This window comes from Pseudomonas sp. NS1(2017) (genome assembly GCF_002269425.1).
In the GTDB taxonomy this organism is placed as follows: domain Bacteria; phylum Pseudomonadota; class Gammaproteobacteria; order Pseudomonadales; family Pseudomonadaceae; genus Aquipseudomonas; species Aquipseudomonas reactans.
Map to the genome: position 1 here is coordinate 1,913,358 of NZ_CP022960.1, position 15,452 is coordinate 1,928,809.

13 protein-coding genes and 1 riboswitch are annotated in these 15,452 nt (G+C 61.9%); of the genes, 8 read left to right on the forward strand and 5 right to left on the reverse strand.

From position 1 onward, the window contains the following. Positions 1-4 precede the first annotated feature (4 nt). The 5 genes from msbA to CI807_RS09120 all read left to right on the forward strand — a co-directional run bounded on the left by msbA (position 5) and on the right by CI807_RS09120 (position 5,718). Entirely contained in the window at positions 5-1,813 is a 1,809-nt protein-coding gene (gene msbA / locus CI807_RS09100) for a lipid A export permease/ATP-binding protein MsbA (RefSeq protein ID WP_095014446.1), read from the forward strand. 152 nt (positions 1,814-1,965) lie between these two features. Further along, positions 1,966-2,670, forward strand: a complete 705-nt coding sequence (locus CI807_RS09105; RefSeq protein WP_095014447.1) for a sulfotransferase family 2 domain-containing protein — start codon at positions 1,966-1,968, stop codon at positions 2,668-2,670. Further along, positions 2,663-3,271 (forward strand): adenylyl-sulfate kinase, encoded by a 609-nt coding sequence (gene cysC, locus CI807_RS09110; RefSeq protein ID WP_095014448.1) that lies wholly within the window; start codon positions 2,663-2,665, stop codon positions 3,269-3,271. The genes CI807_RS09105 and cysC overlap by 8 nt, the downstream gene beginning before the upstream one ends. Positions 3,272-3,374: 103 nt before the next feature. Further along, complete coding sequence (gene hldE, locus CI807_RS09115; RefSeq protein WP_095014449.1) at positions 3,375-4,799, forward strand: bifunctional D-glycero-beta-D-manno-heptose-7-phosphate kinase/D-glycero-beta-D-manno-heptose 1-phosphate adenylyltransferase HldE; 1,425 nt, start codon at positions 3,375-3,377, stop codon at positions 4,797-4,799. Continuing rightward, a complete protein-coding gene (locus tag CI807_RS09120) occupies positions 4,792-5,718 on the forward strand; it encodes an NAD-dependent epimerase/dehydratase family protein (RefSeq protein WP_095014450.1) in 927 nt (308 codons plus the stop codon). Before hldE ends, CI807_RS09120 begins: the two co-directional genes overlap by 8 nt. Positions 5,719-5,820: 102 nt before the next feature. On the opposite strand, the gene CI807_RS09125 is transcribed toward CI807_RS09120, so the two are convergent. The 4 genes from CI807_RS09125 to CI807_RS09140 all read right to left on the reverse strand — a co-directional run bounded on the left by CI807_RS09125 (position 5,821) and on the right by CI807_RS09140 (position 9,271). Next, on the reverse strand, positions 5,821-6,780 hold the full coding sequence (locus CI807_RS09125) for a metal ABC transporter ATPase (protein ID WP_095014451.1): 960 nt from the start codon (positions 6,778-6,780) through the stop codon (positions 5,821-5,823). Between the two features lie 41 nt (positions 6,781-6,821). Further along, a complete protein-coding gene (locus tag CI807_RS09130; RefSeq protein ID WP_095014452.1) occupies positions 6,822-7,634 on the reverse strand; it encodes an aldo/keto reductase in 813 nt (270 codons plus the stop codon). Further along, positions 7,631-8,806 (reverse strand): FAD-binding oxidoreductase, encoded by a 1,176-nt coding sequence (locus CI807_RS09135; RefSeq protein ID WP_095014453.1) that lies wholly within the window; start codon positions 8,804-8,806, stop codon positions 7,631-7,633. The genes CI807_RS09130 and CI807_RS09135 overlap by 4 nt, the downstream gene beginning before the upstream one ends. A gap of 129 nt (positions 8,807-8,935) precedes the next feature. Then, positions 8,936-9,271, reverse strand: a complete 336-nt coding sequence (locus CI807_RS09140) for a multidrug efflux SMR transporter (protein ID WP_010213655.1) — start codon at positions 9,269-9,271, stop codon at positions 8,936-8,938. 102 nt (positions 9,272-9,373) lie between these two features. On the opposite strand from CI807_RS09140, the gene CI807_RS09145 reads away from it, so the two are divergent. Next, positions 9,374-10,264 carry a LysR family transcriptional regulator gene (locus CI807_RS09145; protein ID WP_095014454.1) on the forward strand — a complete coding sequence of 297 codons (891 nt, stop codon included), beginning with the start codon at positions 9,374-9,376 and terminating at the stop codon, positions 10,262-10,264. Between the two features lie 23 nt (positions 10,265-10,287). Beyond that, positions 10,288-11,565 (forward strand): lipid IV(A) 3-deoxy-D-manno-octulosonic acid transferase, encoded by a 1,278-nt coding sequence (gene waaA / locus CI807_RS09150; RefSeq protein WP_095014455.1) that lies wholly within the window; start codon positions 10,288-10,290, stop codon positions 11,563-11,565. 70 nt (positions 11,566-11,635) lie between these two features. On the opposite strand, the gene CI807_RS09155 is transcribed toward waaA, so the two are convergent. After that, positions 11,636-13,075: a TolC family outer membrane protein gene (locus CI807_RS09155; protein WP_028615490.1), complete on the reverse strand. Its 1,440-nt coding sequence runs from the start codon at positions 13,073-13,075 to the stop codon at positions 11,636-11,638. A 196-nt stretch (positions 13,076-13,271) separates the two neighbouring features. After that, a riboswitch (TPP riboswitch) is annotated at positions 13,272-13,377 on the forward strand. Positions 13,378-13,523: 146 nt separating this feature from the next. Here CI807_RS09155 and thiC point away from each other — a divergent pair. Then, the gene (gene thiC / locus CI807_RS09160) at positions 13,524-15,413 is read left to right on the forward strand and encodes a phosphomethylpyrimidine synthase ThiC (protein WP_016975619.1); all 1,890 of its coding nucleotides are present in this window, start codon (positions 13,524-13,526) and stop codon (positions 15,411-15,413) included. The last annotated feature ends 39 nt before the right edge of the window (positions 15,414-15,452 follow it).

The window sequence follows — 15,452 nt, forward strand, 5'->3', positions numbered from 1 at the left end:
ACACATGAGTGACGCACCGCCCAAAGCGGACCAGGAATCCAGCCTGAAAATCTATTTCAGGCTGCTGGGCTATGTGAAACCGTACATCGGCATGTTCATGCTGAGTATCGTGGGCTTCGTGATCTTTGCTTCCACCCAGCCGATGCTGGCCGGGATCCTCAAGTACTTCGTGGATGGCTTGAGCAATCCCGACGTGGTGTTCCTGCCCAAGATCCCGTTGTTCAAGGACCTGAAGCTGTTGATGGCCGTGCCGCTGCTGATCATCCTGATCGCCGCGTGGCAAGGCCTCGGCTCGTTCCTGGGCAACTACTACCTGGCCAAGGTCTCCCTGGGCCTGGTGCATGACCTGCGGGTCCAGCTCTTCAACAAGCTGCTGGTATTGCCCAACCGGTATTTCGACACGCACAACTCCGGGCACCTGATTTCCCGCATCACCTTCAACGTGACCATGGTGACCGGTGCCGCCACGGATGCGATCAAGGTCGTGATCCGCGAAGGCCTGACGGTGGTGTTCCTGTTCGGCTACCTGCTGTGGATGAACTGGAAACTGACCCTGGTCATGCTGGCGATCCTGCCGCTGATCGCAATCATGGTGGGCAGCACCAGCAAGAAATTTCGCAAGCAGAGCAAGAAGATCCAAGTGGCGATGGGCGACGTCACTCACGTGGCCTCGGAGACCATCCAGGGCTACCGCGTGGTGCGCAGCTTCGGCGGCGAAAGCTACGAAGAGCGCCGTTTTGCTGCCGCCAGCCAGGGCAACACCGACAAACAGCTACGCATGAACAAGACCGGCGCGGTCTACACGCCGATGCTGCAACTGGTGATCTATACCGCCATGGCGGCACTGATGTTCCTGGTTTTGCTGCTGCGCGGCGACGCCACGGCGGGTGATCTGGTGGCCTATATCACCGCAGCAGGCTTGCTGCCCAAGCCGATCCGGCAACTGTCGGAAGTCAGCTCGACCATTCAGAAAGGTGTCGCCGGTGCCGAAAGCATCTTCGAACAGCTGGATGAAGAGCCGGAAATCGACAGCGGCACCGTGGAGCGTGATCGCGTCAGCGGTCGCCTCGACGTGCGCAACCTGAGCTTCACCTACCCAGGTGCCGATCGCGAAGTACTCAAGAACATCAGCTTCACCGCTGAGCCTGGGCAGATGATTGCCCTGGTCGGGCGCTCAGGCAGTGGCAAGTCCACGCTGGCCAGCCTGATCCCGCGTTTCTACCACCACGAAACCGGGGAAATCCTGCTGGACGAAGTGGAGATCGAAGATTACCGCCTGCGCAACCTGCGTCGGCACGTGGCCCAGGTGACCCAGCACGTCACGTTGTTCAACGACACGGTGGCCAACAACATCGCCTACGGTGACCTGGCGGATGCACCGCGTGAAGACATCGAGAAAGCCGCCACCGACGCCTATGCCATGGACTTCATCGCCGAGCTGCCAAAAGGCCTGGACACCGAAGTCGGCGAAAACGGTGTGCTGCTCTCCGGTGGTCAGCGCCAGCGTTTGGCTATCGCCCGGGCACTGCTGAAAAATGCACCGCTGCTGATCCTGGATGAGGCGACATCTGCGTTGGATACCGAGTCCGAGCGCCACATTCAGGCCGCTTTGGACAAGGTCATGAAGGGCCGTACCACCCTGGTGATCGCGCACCGACTGTCCACCATCGAGAAAGCCGACATGATTCTGGTGATGGACCACGGTGAAATTGTCGAGCGCGGTACACATGTGGAACTGCTGGCCATGGGCGGCTATTACTCGCGCCTGCATGCCATGGGGCTGGATGAGCCGGTAACGGCCAACATCACCTGATATACCGGGGCGCGCAATGCGCCCCGGTGTTTGTATCAAGCCCCTTACAGGCTTGACCAAAGCCAAATAATTCGCTGCCTATCGTTTGATATGTTGGCCTTCTCGATTCGATTGACGAACGAGAGGGCTAACCTTCTTGTGTGGGTAATGGAATGTTGCAGCGTCTGTTCTGGAAATTGCTTCCCAAGCCCCAACGGGTATTTCTGCTGGGGCGTTTGTCGGTGGTGGATCGCCAGGCGGTGAACAAATCCCTGTCAGGGGTGACCACGCTTCCGCCTGCTTTCGAGCGTCACAACTGCGTGTTTATCCATGTGCCCAAGTGTGCCGGCAGCAGTGTCTGCTCGGCGCTGCTCGACGGGCGCTGGCCGGGGCATCTGCCGTATTACTGGTACCAGCAGCAATTCCCCGAGCACTGCGAGCGCAGTTTCAAGTTTGCCTTCGTGCGCGATCCGTTGGAGCGCGCCTATTCGGCCTACACCTACTTGCGCAGCAATCATATGGGCACCCGTGATTTGCACGCCCAGGCACTGGTGTGCAGCTACCGCGACTTTGATCATTTCGTCGGCAACTGGCTGCACCCGGACAACCTGCACCGCCAACTGCACTTCGCGCCCCAGACCGATTTCCTGGTCGATCACATGGGCCGGATGGCCATGGACTTTCTTGGGCGCCAGGAGTCCCTGGAGCAAGACTTCCAGCAGTTGTGTGAGCGCCTCGGTGTGAGCGCTGCCCTGCCACGCCTGAATGTTTCACTGGGTCGACGCAGTGAGCCGGTCAAGGAGTTCTGCACCATGCGTACGCGCCGTCTGGTCCGGCGTGCCTATCAACGTGATTACGAGGTCTTGGGGTATGAATAGTCAGTCGCTGTCTCAGGGTTCTGCTTCTATCCGCCCCTTCGCCTTGTCGCTGTCGGTGGCCGCACGGGCCGCGCTCAAGCACCAACGGCCTTGCTGCCTGTGGCTGACGGGGTTGTCCGGGTCCGGTAAGTCGACCCTGGCCAATGCACTGGAAGTGCAGCTCAACGAACAGGGCCGGCATACCTTCGTGCTCGACGGCGATAACGTGCGCACCGGGTTGTGCAGTGACCTGGGCATGAGCGATGCGGCACGCAAGGAAAACATCCGGCGTATTGGCGAAGTCGCGCGGCTGATGCTGGACGCGGGATTGATCGTGATCGTTTCGGCGATTTCTCCGTTCAGCGCCGATCGTGCGACCGCCAAGGCACTGTTCGGGCCGGGACAGTTCTTCGAGGTCTACATCAGCACGCCCATTGATGTGTGCGCACGGCGTGATCCCAAAGGTTTGTACCGCGCGGCGCAGGAAGGGCGCATCAAGGCTTTCACCGGCCTGGACAGCCCTTATGAGGCGCCGGTCCATGCCGACTGCGAAATCAACACCGATGAGGTCGAACTGGTCGACGCAGTGGAGCAGATCCTGGCGACTTTGTTTAAAAAGTGATCAGATGTGCCACGTGATGCATCCCGGATAAAGCTCTCGAACTAGGCGGCGCTCACCCTGTGCTAATATCGCGCCCCTGTTCATTTTGTATGTGGGATGCTCCATGAAGTTGTCCATGCCGCGATTCGATCAAGCCCCTGTCTTGGTGGTCGGCGATGTCATGCTCGACCGTTACTGGCATGGCGGTACCTCACGGATTTCCCCTGAGGCGCCGGTACCGGTAGTCAAGGTCGAGCAAATCGAAGACCGTCCAGGCGGCGCTGCCAACGTTGCCCTCAATATTGCCGCCCTCGGCGCCCCGGCCTCCCTGGTGGGCGTGACCGGCGACGACGAAGCCGCCGACAGCCTGGCCAACAGCCTGCGCGGTGCCGGCGTGCGCGCGCTGTTCCAGCGCATTGCCCACCAGCCGACCATCGTCAAGCTGCGGGTCATGAGCCGGCACCAGCAACTGCTGCGTATCGATTTCGAAGAACCCTTCAGCACCGACGCCCTCGCCCTCAGTAGCCAGGTCGACCAGTTGCTCGAAGGCATCAAGGTGCTGGTGTTGTCCGACTACGGCAAAGGCGCCTTGAAGAATCACCAGGAACTGATCCTGGCCGCCAAGGCCAAGGGCATTCCGGTATTGGCCGATCCCAAGGGCAAGGATTTCTCGATTTATCGCGGAGCCAGCCTGATCACGCCGAATCTCAGCGAATTCGAAGCCATCGTCGGCGGTTGCACCGATGAGCACGACTTGGTGACCAAGGGCGCGGCGCTGATGGCCGACCTCGACTTGGGCGCCTTGTTGGTGACCCGTGGCGAGCACGGCATGACCTTGCTGCGTCCCGGACACCCGGCGATGCACCTGCCGGCACGTGCCCGTGAAGTATTCGACGTTACCGGCGCCGGTGACACCGTGATCTCCACCCTGGCCGCCTCGATTGCAGCGGGCGAAGAGCTACCCCATGCCGTGGCCTTGGCCAATCTGGCGGCGGGCATTGTGGTGGGCAAATTGGGTACGGCTGCCATCAGCGCGCCTGAATTGCGTCGTGCGATCCAGCGCTCCGAAGGTTCGGAACGCGGTGTGCTGACCATCGAGCAACTGCTGCTGGCGATTGACGATGCCCGTGCCCATGGCGAAAGCATTGTGTTCACCAATGGCTGCTTCGACATCCTGCACGCGGGTCATGTGACTTACCTGGAGCAAGCGAGCGCCCAGGGCGATCGCCTGATCGTTGCGGTCAACGACGACGCGTCGGTCAGCCGCCTCAAAGGCCCTGGCCGTCCGATCAACAGCGTCGACCGCCGCATGGCGGTGCTGGCTGGCCTGGGCGCGGTGGACTGGGTGATCAGCTTTCCTGAAGCGACCCCGGAAAACCTGCTGGCCCAGGTCAAGCCGGACGTGTTGGTCAAGGGTGGCGACTACTCCGTCGACCAGGTCGTAGGGGCGGATATCGTCAGTGCCTACGGCGGCAAGGTCAAAGTATTGGGTCTGGTCGAGAACAGCTCGACCACGGCTATTGTCGAGAAAATCCGCAACAATGAGTAAGTGGGTGCTTATCACCGGTGGTGCGGGTTTTATCGGCTCGCACCTGGTTGATGCGTTGCTTGCCAAAGGCTACGGCGTGCGGGTGCTGGATAACCTGTCCACCGGCAAGGGCAGCAATTTGCCGCTGGGCAATCCGCGGGTCGAATTGCTGGAAGGTGATGTGGCCGACGCCGATTTAGTGGCTCGTGCCACTGTCGGAGCAACGGCGGTGGTGCACCTGGCCGCAGTGGCCTCGGTGCAGGCCTCGGTGGATGATCCGGTCAGCACGCACCAGAGCAATTTCGTCGGCACCTTGAATGTCTGCGAAGCCATGCGCAAGGCCGGCGTGAAGCGCGTGGTGTATGCCTCCAGCGCGGCGGTCTACGGCAACAATGGCGAAGGCGCATCGATTGACGAAGACACCACCAAGGCGCCGTTGACGCCCTATGCGTCTGACAAGCTGGCGGGTGAGTATTACTTCGACTTCTACCGTCGCCAGCATGGCCTGGAGCCGGTGATCTTCCGCTTCTTCAATATCTTCGGGCCTCGCCAGGACCCATCCTCGCCGTATTCCGGCGTGATCAGTATCTTCAGTGAACGCGCGCAGCAGGGCGTACCGATTGCCGTGTTTGGCGATGGCGAGCAAACCCGGGACTTCATGTACGTGGAAGATCTGGTGGACGTGTTGGTGCAGGCGATTGAAGCGCCGGACGCACCGTTGGGCGCGATTAACGTGGGCTGGAACCGCACGACCACCCTCAAGCAGGTGTTGCAGGCGCTGGAAGAGATTGTCGGCAAGTTGCCGGCGGTGACTTACGGGCCGGCGCGTTCCGGGGATATTCGCCACTCGCGGGCGAACAATCAGCGGTTGTTGGCGAGCTTCACACTGCCTGAGCCCACCCCGTTGAAGGTTGGCCTCGCACGCCTGCTCAACATCTGACCCTTGTAGGAGCCGGCTTGCCGGCGATGAGGCCCTGAGGACCACCTCAACCTTCAGGCCGCTATCGCCGGCAAGCCGGCTCCTACAGGTTGGTTTTTGCAATCATTGGCTGGCTTTTTTCTTCGGCACAATCTTGCGCAGTACCCGCTGTGCCAGGCGCTTCAATTTCGACTCTTTCTCCGGCTCCGCCAAGCCCTGCTGGCGTAGCCAATCCTTCCAGCGAATCCGCTCCTCACGCACCAGCCAGCCTTCCTGCTGGGCGAAGCTTTCCGCCAGGTACAAACCGCGAGTACTCGCCGGGTACAGCTGGTCTTTCTTGACGGTGTACAACTCGGCCAGGGGCTGGCCGTCTTTGAGCGGCATCAGGTACAGGTCAGGACGCTGGCGGTCCAGGCGTGCCACCAGTTGATCACCTTCCAGGCGCTCGTCCACATGGAACAGGCTCAGGGACTTGGCTTCCTTGGGCACTTCCAGGCGCAGGTCATAGATCAGTTGCAGGGAGGCGGTGGGCAGGTGCACATAAGCGCGCGGGCGCTCGATCAATTGGGTGGTGGCGCAACGTACCGGGCGCGCGGCACCGGACAGCGGGCTGAGGCGAAAGGGCAGGGCTTCACGGTAATGCAGCGCGGCGGAATAAGGCGCCGGTAGCCAGGTGTCATTGAAGCGTCCGCCCAGCCAGCCTTCCGGCGTCTCCAGCAGGCACTCTTCGGCGATTTCCTGGATGGCGGTGTGCAGCGGCAGGTTCAGTTCGTGGGCGGGCACGTAGCCGGAGATCAGCTTGAGGACCACGTCGCCACGGTCTTGGCGGCGCTGGCGCACCAGCACCCAGTAATCGCGGTTCTGCCAATGCAGGGTCAGGCGCACCGATACGCCGAGGTTGGCCAGTTCCAGGGCGAAACGCTCGGGGTCAGCGACCTCCACCGGTTTGCGCCGTTGCAGGGTCTGGGCAAAGTTGAGCGGCATGCCGACGCTCTGGTAACTCAGGCCTTCGGGGGTGGCTTCGACGTGCAGCGGCAGTGTCTTGAAGTTGCTGGGGTTTTTTCTTATGAGCGTTCGCGGCATGTCGGCTCCTTCTTGCGACGGGGTCGGCCGCGTGGGCGGCATCAGAGTTGACGAATGACCTGGGCAGCGGTCGCCACGTTATGGGCCAGGTGCAGCGGATTAATGGTCCCGACAATAGCACTGGCGACGCCCGTTTGCGCAAACAACAGCATGAAACTCGCACGAATTGGATCCATTCCAGGCTCCAGGCAAACGTGGCCGCTGGCCAGGGCCTTTTTCACCAGGATGCCCTTGCCGTGGGCCGCCGCATAATCAATGACGGCTTTCTCGGCCTGTTCGTTCAAATTGTAGGTGACCATGGCGCAATCGCCCTGTTCCAGAGCCTTCACGCCGCCTTCGACGGTTTTACCGGAGAAGCCGAAACCACGGATCTTGCCTGCCTTTTTCAGCTCGGCCAGGGTCTGGTAGACCTCGCAGTCGTTGAGGATGTGCAGGTCGTTGCCGTCAGAGTGCACCAGCACCAGGTCGATAAAATCGGTTTCAAGTCGTTTCAAACTGCGCTCGATCGACAGGCGGGTGTGAGCCGCGCTGAAGTTGTGACTGGACAGGCCATTCTCAAACTCTTCACCGACCTTGCTGACAATCACCCAATCCTTGCGTTGACCGCGCAGCAGCGGCCCCAGGCGCTCCTCGCTCATGCCATAGGCTGGCGCAGTATCGATCAGGTTGATGCCCAGTTCACGGGCCTGTCGCAATAGCATGCGCGCCTCGTCGTCACCAGGAATCTGGAAGCCGCTGGGGTACTTCACCCCTTGGTCGCGGCCCAGCTTGACGGTGCCCAGGCCCAGTGGCGAGACCATCAGGCCGGTGCTGCCCAGGGGGCGATGCAGGTCGTGCAGGGTAGGCAGGCTCATGGCAACAGTTGCTCCCAGGCAGGTACGCCGATGGCGGGTTTTGGCAGGTCGGCCAGGGGCTGGCTGGCGCTTGGGCGGATGCCGTCACGTTCCAGGCTGTTGATCACTCGATCGGCGAAGTCCGGCGCCAGGGCCAGTTTGGTCGGCCAGCCCACCAACAGGCGGCCTTCTTCGGCGATGAAGGCGTTGTCGGGGCGGGTGAGGCCCGATTGCAGTGGCTCGGCACGGTCGACGCGCAGGGTGGCCCATTGGGTTTGGCTCATGTCGATCCACGGCAACAGCTGAGCAAGCTCTTTCTGCGCGGTGGCGATCTGTTCTTCCGGCGTGCGCGCCACGCCGTCGGCTTCGGCAATGTCGCCGCCCATGTACCACACCCAGTTGCCATCGGCGGCCGGGTGGGTGGTGACGGTGATGCGCGGCTTGGTGCCGCCGCCCAGGCAGTGGGCGTACAACGGCTTCAGGCTAGGCCCTTTGGCGATGATCATGTGCAAGGGGCGCTTTTGCATCGCTGGCTGGCTCAGCCCCAGCGCGGTCAGCAGATCCGCCGTGCCCGCGCCGGCACTCAACACGATGCGCTGGGCGCGGATCTCGCGGCCGTCTACGTTCAAACCGACGAGTGTGTTGCCTTCCAGCAAGGGCTCGATGTGCTGCCCGGCGAGCAAACCATCACCGGCCAGTTGGGCCAGGCGTTCGATCAGGCTCGGTACGTCGATAACCAGCTCTGCCAGGCGATAGACCTTGCCCTTGAAGCGACGGTCTTGCAGGGCGGGCGGCAGGTCGTCGCCCTTGACCTGATCGACACGGCCACGCACGGCCTTGCTGGCGAAGAAGCTGGTGAGGTTGCCGGCAATCGTGCCGGGCGACCACAGGTAATGGGCTTCGGACAGCAGGCGCACGCCGGTCAGGTCCAGCTCACCGTTGCCCGCCAGCGCTTCACGCCAGCGGCGCGGCATGTCGGCAATGGCTTCGGAGGCGCCGGTGAGGGCGCCGTGCAGGGCGTATTTGGCACCGCCGTGAATGATCCCTTGGGACTTCACGCTTTGCCCGCCGCCCAAGGTGGCGTTTTCCACCAACACCGTGGAAAACCCCTGGCGGCGCAGGCGCGCATTCAGCCAGAGGCCGGCAACCCCGGCGCCGACAATCAGAACGTCGGTGGAAATAACGGATGGCATGGGCGACCTCAGTGTTCAAGACAAGAGGCGCAGTATACAGGGATCACTATTTGTAGGAGCCCGGCTTGCCGGCGATGGCGGTCTCACAGACGCCATCGCCGGCAAGCCGGGCTCCTACAGGTGTGTAGTTCAATGACCGGCGGTTTTCGAGAACAACTGGATCACCACCACACCCAGCACAATCAGGCCCATCCCCAGCATCGCCGGGATATCCAACTTCTGCCCGTAGATAAACAGCGCCGCGATGCTCACCATCACGATGCCCATCCCGGCCCACACGGCGTAGGCCACACCCACCGGCACCGTGCGCACCACCAGCGTCAGCATCCAGAACGCCACGCCGTAGCCGACGATTACCAGCAGCAGTGGGATCGGCGTGCTCCAGCCCTTGATGGCTTTCATGGAAACGGTGGCGATCACTTCCGAGCAGATGGCAATGGCCAAGTAGTAGTAAGCGACGTTCATGGGGTAATCCTCGGGGTAAAGCGATCAGATAAGGCTGGCATTCTAGAGTTTAATCAGATGGGGTAAAGTCATTACCTATCTGAATTGGAGATGGGTTGAGCCATGAGCGTGCAATGGGATCTGGAGCAGATGCGCCTGTTTGTCAGCGTCGCCGAACAACGCTCGTTTTCGGCCGTGGCGCGCCAACAGCGCAAGGCGCAGTCGGCGGTGAGCAATGGGATTGCAATGCTGGAGGCGGACCTCGGCGTCAGCCTGTTCGAGCGTAGCAGCGGGCGCCAACCACGACTGACCGAAGCCGGCAGCGTGTTGCTGGAGGAAGCGCGCGAAGTGCTGCGCCAATGTGAGCGGCTCAATGGCCGGGCGCTTTCACTGACCCGCGGCGAAGAGGCGTGCCTGCGCCTGGCCCAGGACGAAGCCATGCTGTTTCAGCCGGTGCTCGACAGCCTGGAGGCGCTGGCGGGCAAATACCCGTTGCTGGAAGTGCAGCTATCCAGCGCCGCCCAGGGCGACGTGGCGCGCAAGCTGGTGGAGCGCAAGGCCGACCTGGGCCTGCTGTTCTACCACGACCAGATCCCCGAAGCCCTGGAGCGGCGGGTGGTCGGCAGTGTGGAGATGGTCACGGTGTGTGGCGTGAATCACCCGCTGGCCAAGGAAAAGTACGTGACGTGCCAGCGCCTGGCGCAGTTCCGCCAGCTACTGATGTCGACCCAGACCAGTGTCTACCCCGGCAGCGAAGCGGCCAGCCCGTTGGTGTGGCGCGCCGACAGTTTCTACGTGTTGGCCGAGTGGCTGATGAGTGGCCTGGGCTGGGCCTGGCTGCCCCGGCATATCGTGCAGTACCCGACCTATCAGCAACAGATGGTGGAACTGGACAGTGAGTGGACGCCGCCGGCCTTGGTGGTGGAGCTGGTCTGGCGGCGCGACGAACACCTGGGACCTGCTGCACGCTTCCTGGCCAAACGATTTGCCGAGTGCTTGCAGGCGATCGACTGAAAAAGCCGATAAACTCCGCCGCCATGAATAGAACTCTCTACAGCTGTCTGTTTTACCTGGCGCTGCCGTTGGTGGCTTTACGTCTGTGGCTGCGCGCGCGCAAGGCGTCGGCCTATGCCAAGCGCGTCGGTGAGCGCTTCTCCTACGGCCTGCCGGTGATGCAGCCCGGCGGGATCTGGGTGCATGCCGTGTCGGTGGGCGAGAGCATTGCCGCCGCGCCCATGGTGCGCGGGTTGCTGGCGCGTTATCCGACGCTGCCGATCACTGTTACCTGCATGACGCCCACCGGGTCCGAGCGCATCGAGGCATTGTTCGCCAACGAGCCACGCATCCAGCATTGCTATTTGCCGTATGACTTGCCGTGCGCGGCCAAACGTTTCCTCGACCGTGTGCAGCCGAAACTGGCGGTGATCATGGAAACCGAGCTGTGGCCCAACCATATCCACGCCTGCGCCCAGCGTGGGATTCCGGTGGCATTGGCGAATGCGCGGCTGTCGGCGCGTTCGGCCAAGGGCTACGCGCGCTTTGCCAAGCTGACGGCGCCAATGCTGGCGCAAATGAGCCTGTTCGCCGTACAAACGCACGCCGAAGCCCAGCGCTTCTTAAGCCTTGGCGCACGCCCGGAAACCGTCGACGTCACCGGCTCAATCAAGTTCGACCTGACCATCGACCCCGAACTGCCGGTGCGGGCCGCTGCGTTGCGCGAGCAATGGGGCGCCAGCGAACGTCCGGTATGGATCGCCGCGAGTACCCATGAAGGTGAAGATGAAGTCGTCTTGGCAGCCCATCGCCAATTGCTCGAAAGCTATCCCAACGCACTGCTGATTCTGGTACCGCGCCACCAGGAACGCTTCGGGCCGATGTTCGAGCTGTGCCAGCAACAAGGTTTTGCCACGGTACGCCGCTCCAGCGGCGAAACGGTCACCGCGCAAACTTCGGTACTGCTCGGTGACACCATGGGTGAACTGCTGTTTCTCTACGCCTTGGCCGACAGCGCGTTTGTCGGCGGCAGCCTGGTGGCGACCGGCGGGCATAATCCCCTGGAGCCGGCGGCATTGGCAAAGCCTGTGATCATGGGGCCGCACGTATTCAACTTCCTCGAAATCACCGCGATGATGCGCGAAGCCGGGGCGCTGCGAGAGGTGGATGACGCCGAAGGCTTGGCCGAAGCCGTGCGCCAGTTGTTCGAACTGCCGCAGGATGCGCGCAAGATGGCGCAGGCGGGGCTGAAGGTGATGCAGGCCAACCAGGGCGCGTTGAAGCGCTTGCTGGATGGCCTCGCTCGACTCATCACCCTGTAGGAGCCGGCTTGCCGGCGATGGCGATCTTAAGGACGCCATCGCTGGCAAGCCAGCTCCTACAGAAGCTATGTCAGTAGCCGGGGCGGGCCTTGAGCTGCTCGGCCGCAGCCTTGGCCAGGTCCGGCGGCAGGAAGTCGCGGTCCGGGTTGTAATCAGCCTTTAGATAGCGCGCCAGGTCCTGCAGGTCGCCTGGATTCAAAGTGCCCGCTGCCTGCTTCAAGCGCAGGTTGTCGAGGATGTAGTCATAACGGCTGTTGTTGTAGTTGCGCACCGACGCGTAGAGCTGGCGTTGTGAATCCAGCACATCGACGATGTTGCGCGTACCCACCTGGTAACCGATTTCCGTGGCTTCCACCGCGCTCTGGTTGGAGATGATCGACTGGCGGCGCGCTTGCACCTGCTCCACATCGGTGTTGACTGCGCGGTGCAGGTTGCGGGTGTTTTCCACCACCTGGCGGCGCAGGCCTTCGCGCTGTTGCTCGGTCTGGCCAAGGCGTGAGTAGGACTCGCGCACTTGCGAACTGGTCAGCCCACCGCTGTAGATCGGGATGCTCAGGCGCAGGCCGATGGTGCGTTGTTCCACATCACCACGGTACGGCGTGCCGAAGGCATTCGGGTTGCTGAAACCCAGGGCATCGTTGTCGCCTTTTTCGTATTGCGCCACGGCGTCCAGGGTCGGCGCATGCCCTGCCTTGCGCTGCTTGAGGGTTTCCTCGGCGGCGGTGACGGCGTAGTTGCTGGCGAGCAGGTTGAGGTTTTGGCGGCCGGCGGTTTCGACCCAGGCCTTGGCGTCGTTCGGCAGCGGCGGCAACACCGGCAGGGTGTGAACAATGCCCTGGATCGAGTTGTATTGGCGGTTGGTCAGCGTGATCAAGGCTTCGAACGCGTCTTCCACCTGGCGTTGGGCCAGGATGCGGTTGGCGCGGGCGGTGTCGTAGCTGGCCTGGGATTGCAGCACGTCGGTCTTGTCCGACAGGCCGACGTCGAAGCGCTCGTTGGACTGGTCCAGTTGGCGCTTGAACGCGTTCTCCTCAGCTTTGGTGGACGCCAGATTGTCCTGGGCGCGCAGTACGGCGAAGTAGTTTTCGGCGCTCTGCAGGATCAGGTTCTGTTCAGTGGCCGACAGTTGCAGCGCCGCCTGCTCGTTAGTGGCCTCGGCCGCCTGTAATTGGAACCAGCGGTCGGCGCGGAACAGCGGCTGGCTCAGGGTGGCCCGCCAGGAATGTGCATCGCGGTTGGCGGTAGCGGCGGGCGTGTCGATCTGCGTGCGTACGTTATTGATATCGGCGCCACCGGTCAGGTTCGGCAGCAGCCCGGCACGGGCCTGGGGCACCACTTCTTTTTGCGCGCCGTATTGCGCGCGGGCGGCGGCCAGGTCGGCGTTGTTGTCCACCGCTTCCTGGTAGACGCTGACCAAGTCAGTTTTAGCGGACAAGGGCGCTTCTGCTGCCCAGACCATTCCGTTGGTCGCACAAGACACGGCGAGCGCCAGTGAGAGTTTGCGCAGCATGAGGCGATCCCTAGTTTTAATATTACGGTGATAATTTAGCGCCCAAGGCTAAGGCGGCCCATTCCTGGCGTCAAGCATTGTGGCGGCAACCGAGTGTAGTGGTGCTGACTCGGCGCAACAATCCCGCAATCACGCCATTCATCACGCTGAATGCACTGCCATTGGCAATTTGCCCACGCCATGGTCTAGACTGGCCGCGTTCTTGTCGGGGTGCCTTGTTGGAAGGCTGAGATCGGTAAATACCGGATCCCGTTGAACCTGATCAGGTTAGCGCCTGCGTAGGGAACAAGATTTCTCGTCACCCGGCGAGTCCTCTTGTGCTTCGTCCGGGATGCTGTTCATTTAGTGAACAGCCCTCGTGCACCGAGCACAGCACTGGTTTCAGTGCGTCCATCCGTCACAGGTTCGCTCCGACAAAAATCCACCGCCTGGATAGTTGGAGAGCCTGATGACTACAAAACTAAAAAATACCGTGCACCTGAGTGAATCGGCCAAAGTCGACTCCGGCTCCGTGCAACCCTTTACCCGCTCGCAAAAAATCTACGTACAAGGCACCCGCCCGGATATTCGCGTGCCAATGCGCGAAATCAGCCTGGACGTGACCCCCACCGACTTCGGCGGTGAAATCAACGCGCCGGTCGTGGTCTATGACACCTCTGGCCCGTATACCGACCCCAACGTGATCATCGACGTGCGCAAAGGCCTTGGCGATGTGCGCTCGCCGTGGATCGAAGTGCGTAACGACACCGAACGCTTGCCAGGCCTCAGCTCCCATTTCGGCCAGCAGCGCTTGAGCGATGCCGAGCTCACCGCGCTGCGCTTCGCCCACGTGAAGAACCCGCGCCGCGCCAAGGCCGGCGCCAACGTCACGCAGATGCACTACGCGCGCAAAGGCATCATCACCGCCGAGATGGAATACGTCGCCATCCGCGAAAACATGAAGCTGGAAGAAGCCCGCGCCACCGGCCTGCTCGACCAGCAACACGCCGGCCACAGCTTCGGCGCCAGCGTGCCGAAGATCATCACGCCTGAATTCGTGCGCGAAGAAATCGCCCGTGGCCGCGCGATCATCCCGGCCAACATCAACCACACCGAACTGGAACCGATGATCATCGGCCGTAACTTCCTGGTGAAGATCAACGGCAACATCGGCAATAGCGCCCTGGGTTCGTCCATCGAAGAAGAAGTGGCCAAACTGACCTGGGGCATTCGCTGGGGTTCGGACACCGTGATGGACCTGTCCACCGGCAAGCACATCCACGAAACCCGCGAGTGGATCATCCGCAACTCGCCGGTGCCGATCGGCACCGTGCCGATCTACCAGGCCCTGGAAAAAGTCGGCGGCGCCGCCGAAGACCTGACCTGGGAGCTATTCCGCGACACCCTGATCGAACAGGCCGAGCAGGGCGTGGATTACTTCACCATTCACGCCGGTGTGCTGCTGCGCTACGTGCCGCTGACCGCCAAGCGCGTGACCGGCATCGTGTCCCGTGGCGGTTCGATCATGGCCAAGTGGTGCCTGGCGCACCACAAAGAGAACTTCACCTACACGCATTTCGACGAAATCTGCGAAATCATGAAGGCCTATGACGTCAGCTTCTCCCTCGGCGACGGCCTGCGTCCTGGCTCGATTGCCGACGCCAACGACGCCGCGCAATTCGGCGAGCTGGAAACCCTCGGCGAGCTGACCAAGACTGCCTGGAAGCACGACGTGCAAACCATGATCGAAGGCCCTGGCCACGTGCCGATGCAGTTGATCAAGGAGAACATGGACAAGCAACTCGAGTGCTGCGACGAAGCGCCGTTCTACACCCTTGGCCCGCTGACCACCGACATCGCGCCGGGCTACGACCACATCACTTCCGGCATCGGCGCGGCGATGATCGGATGGTTCGGTTGCGCCATGCTCTGCTACGTCACGCCCAAGGAACACTTGGGCCTGCCGAACAAGGATGACGTGAAGACCGGGATCATCACCTACAAGATCGCCGCCCACGCGGCTGACCTTGCCAAAGGCCATCCGGGCGCGCAGATCCGCGATAACGCCTTGAGCAAGGCGCGCTTCGAGTTCCGTTGGGAGGACCAATTCAACCTGGGGCTGGACCCGGACACGGCGCGTTCGTACCACGATGAAACCCTGCCAAAGGACTCGGCCAAGGTCGCGCATTTCTGCTCCATGTGCGGGCCGAAGTTCTGCTCGATGAAGATCACCCAGGAAGTGCGTGAATACGCGGCCAACCAGCGCATTGAAGCGGTGGATGTGGACGTGGCCAAGGGCTTGGCCGAGCAGGCGGAGCGGTTCAAGCAGGAAGGCAGTCAGCTGTACAAAAAGGTCTGACGGCCTCGCCGAAATCCCTGTAGGAGCCCGGCTTGCCGG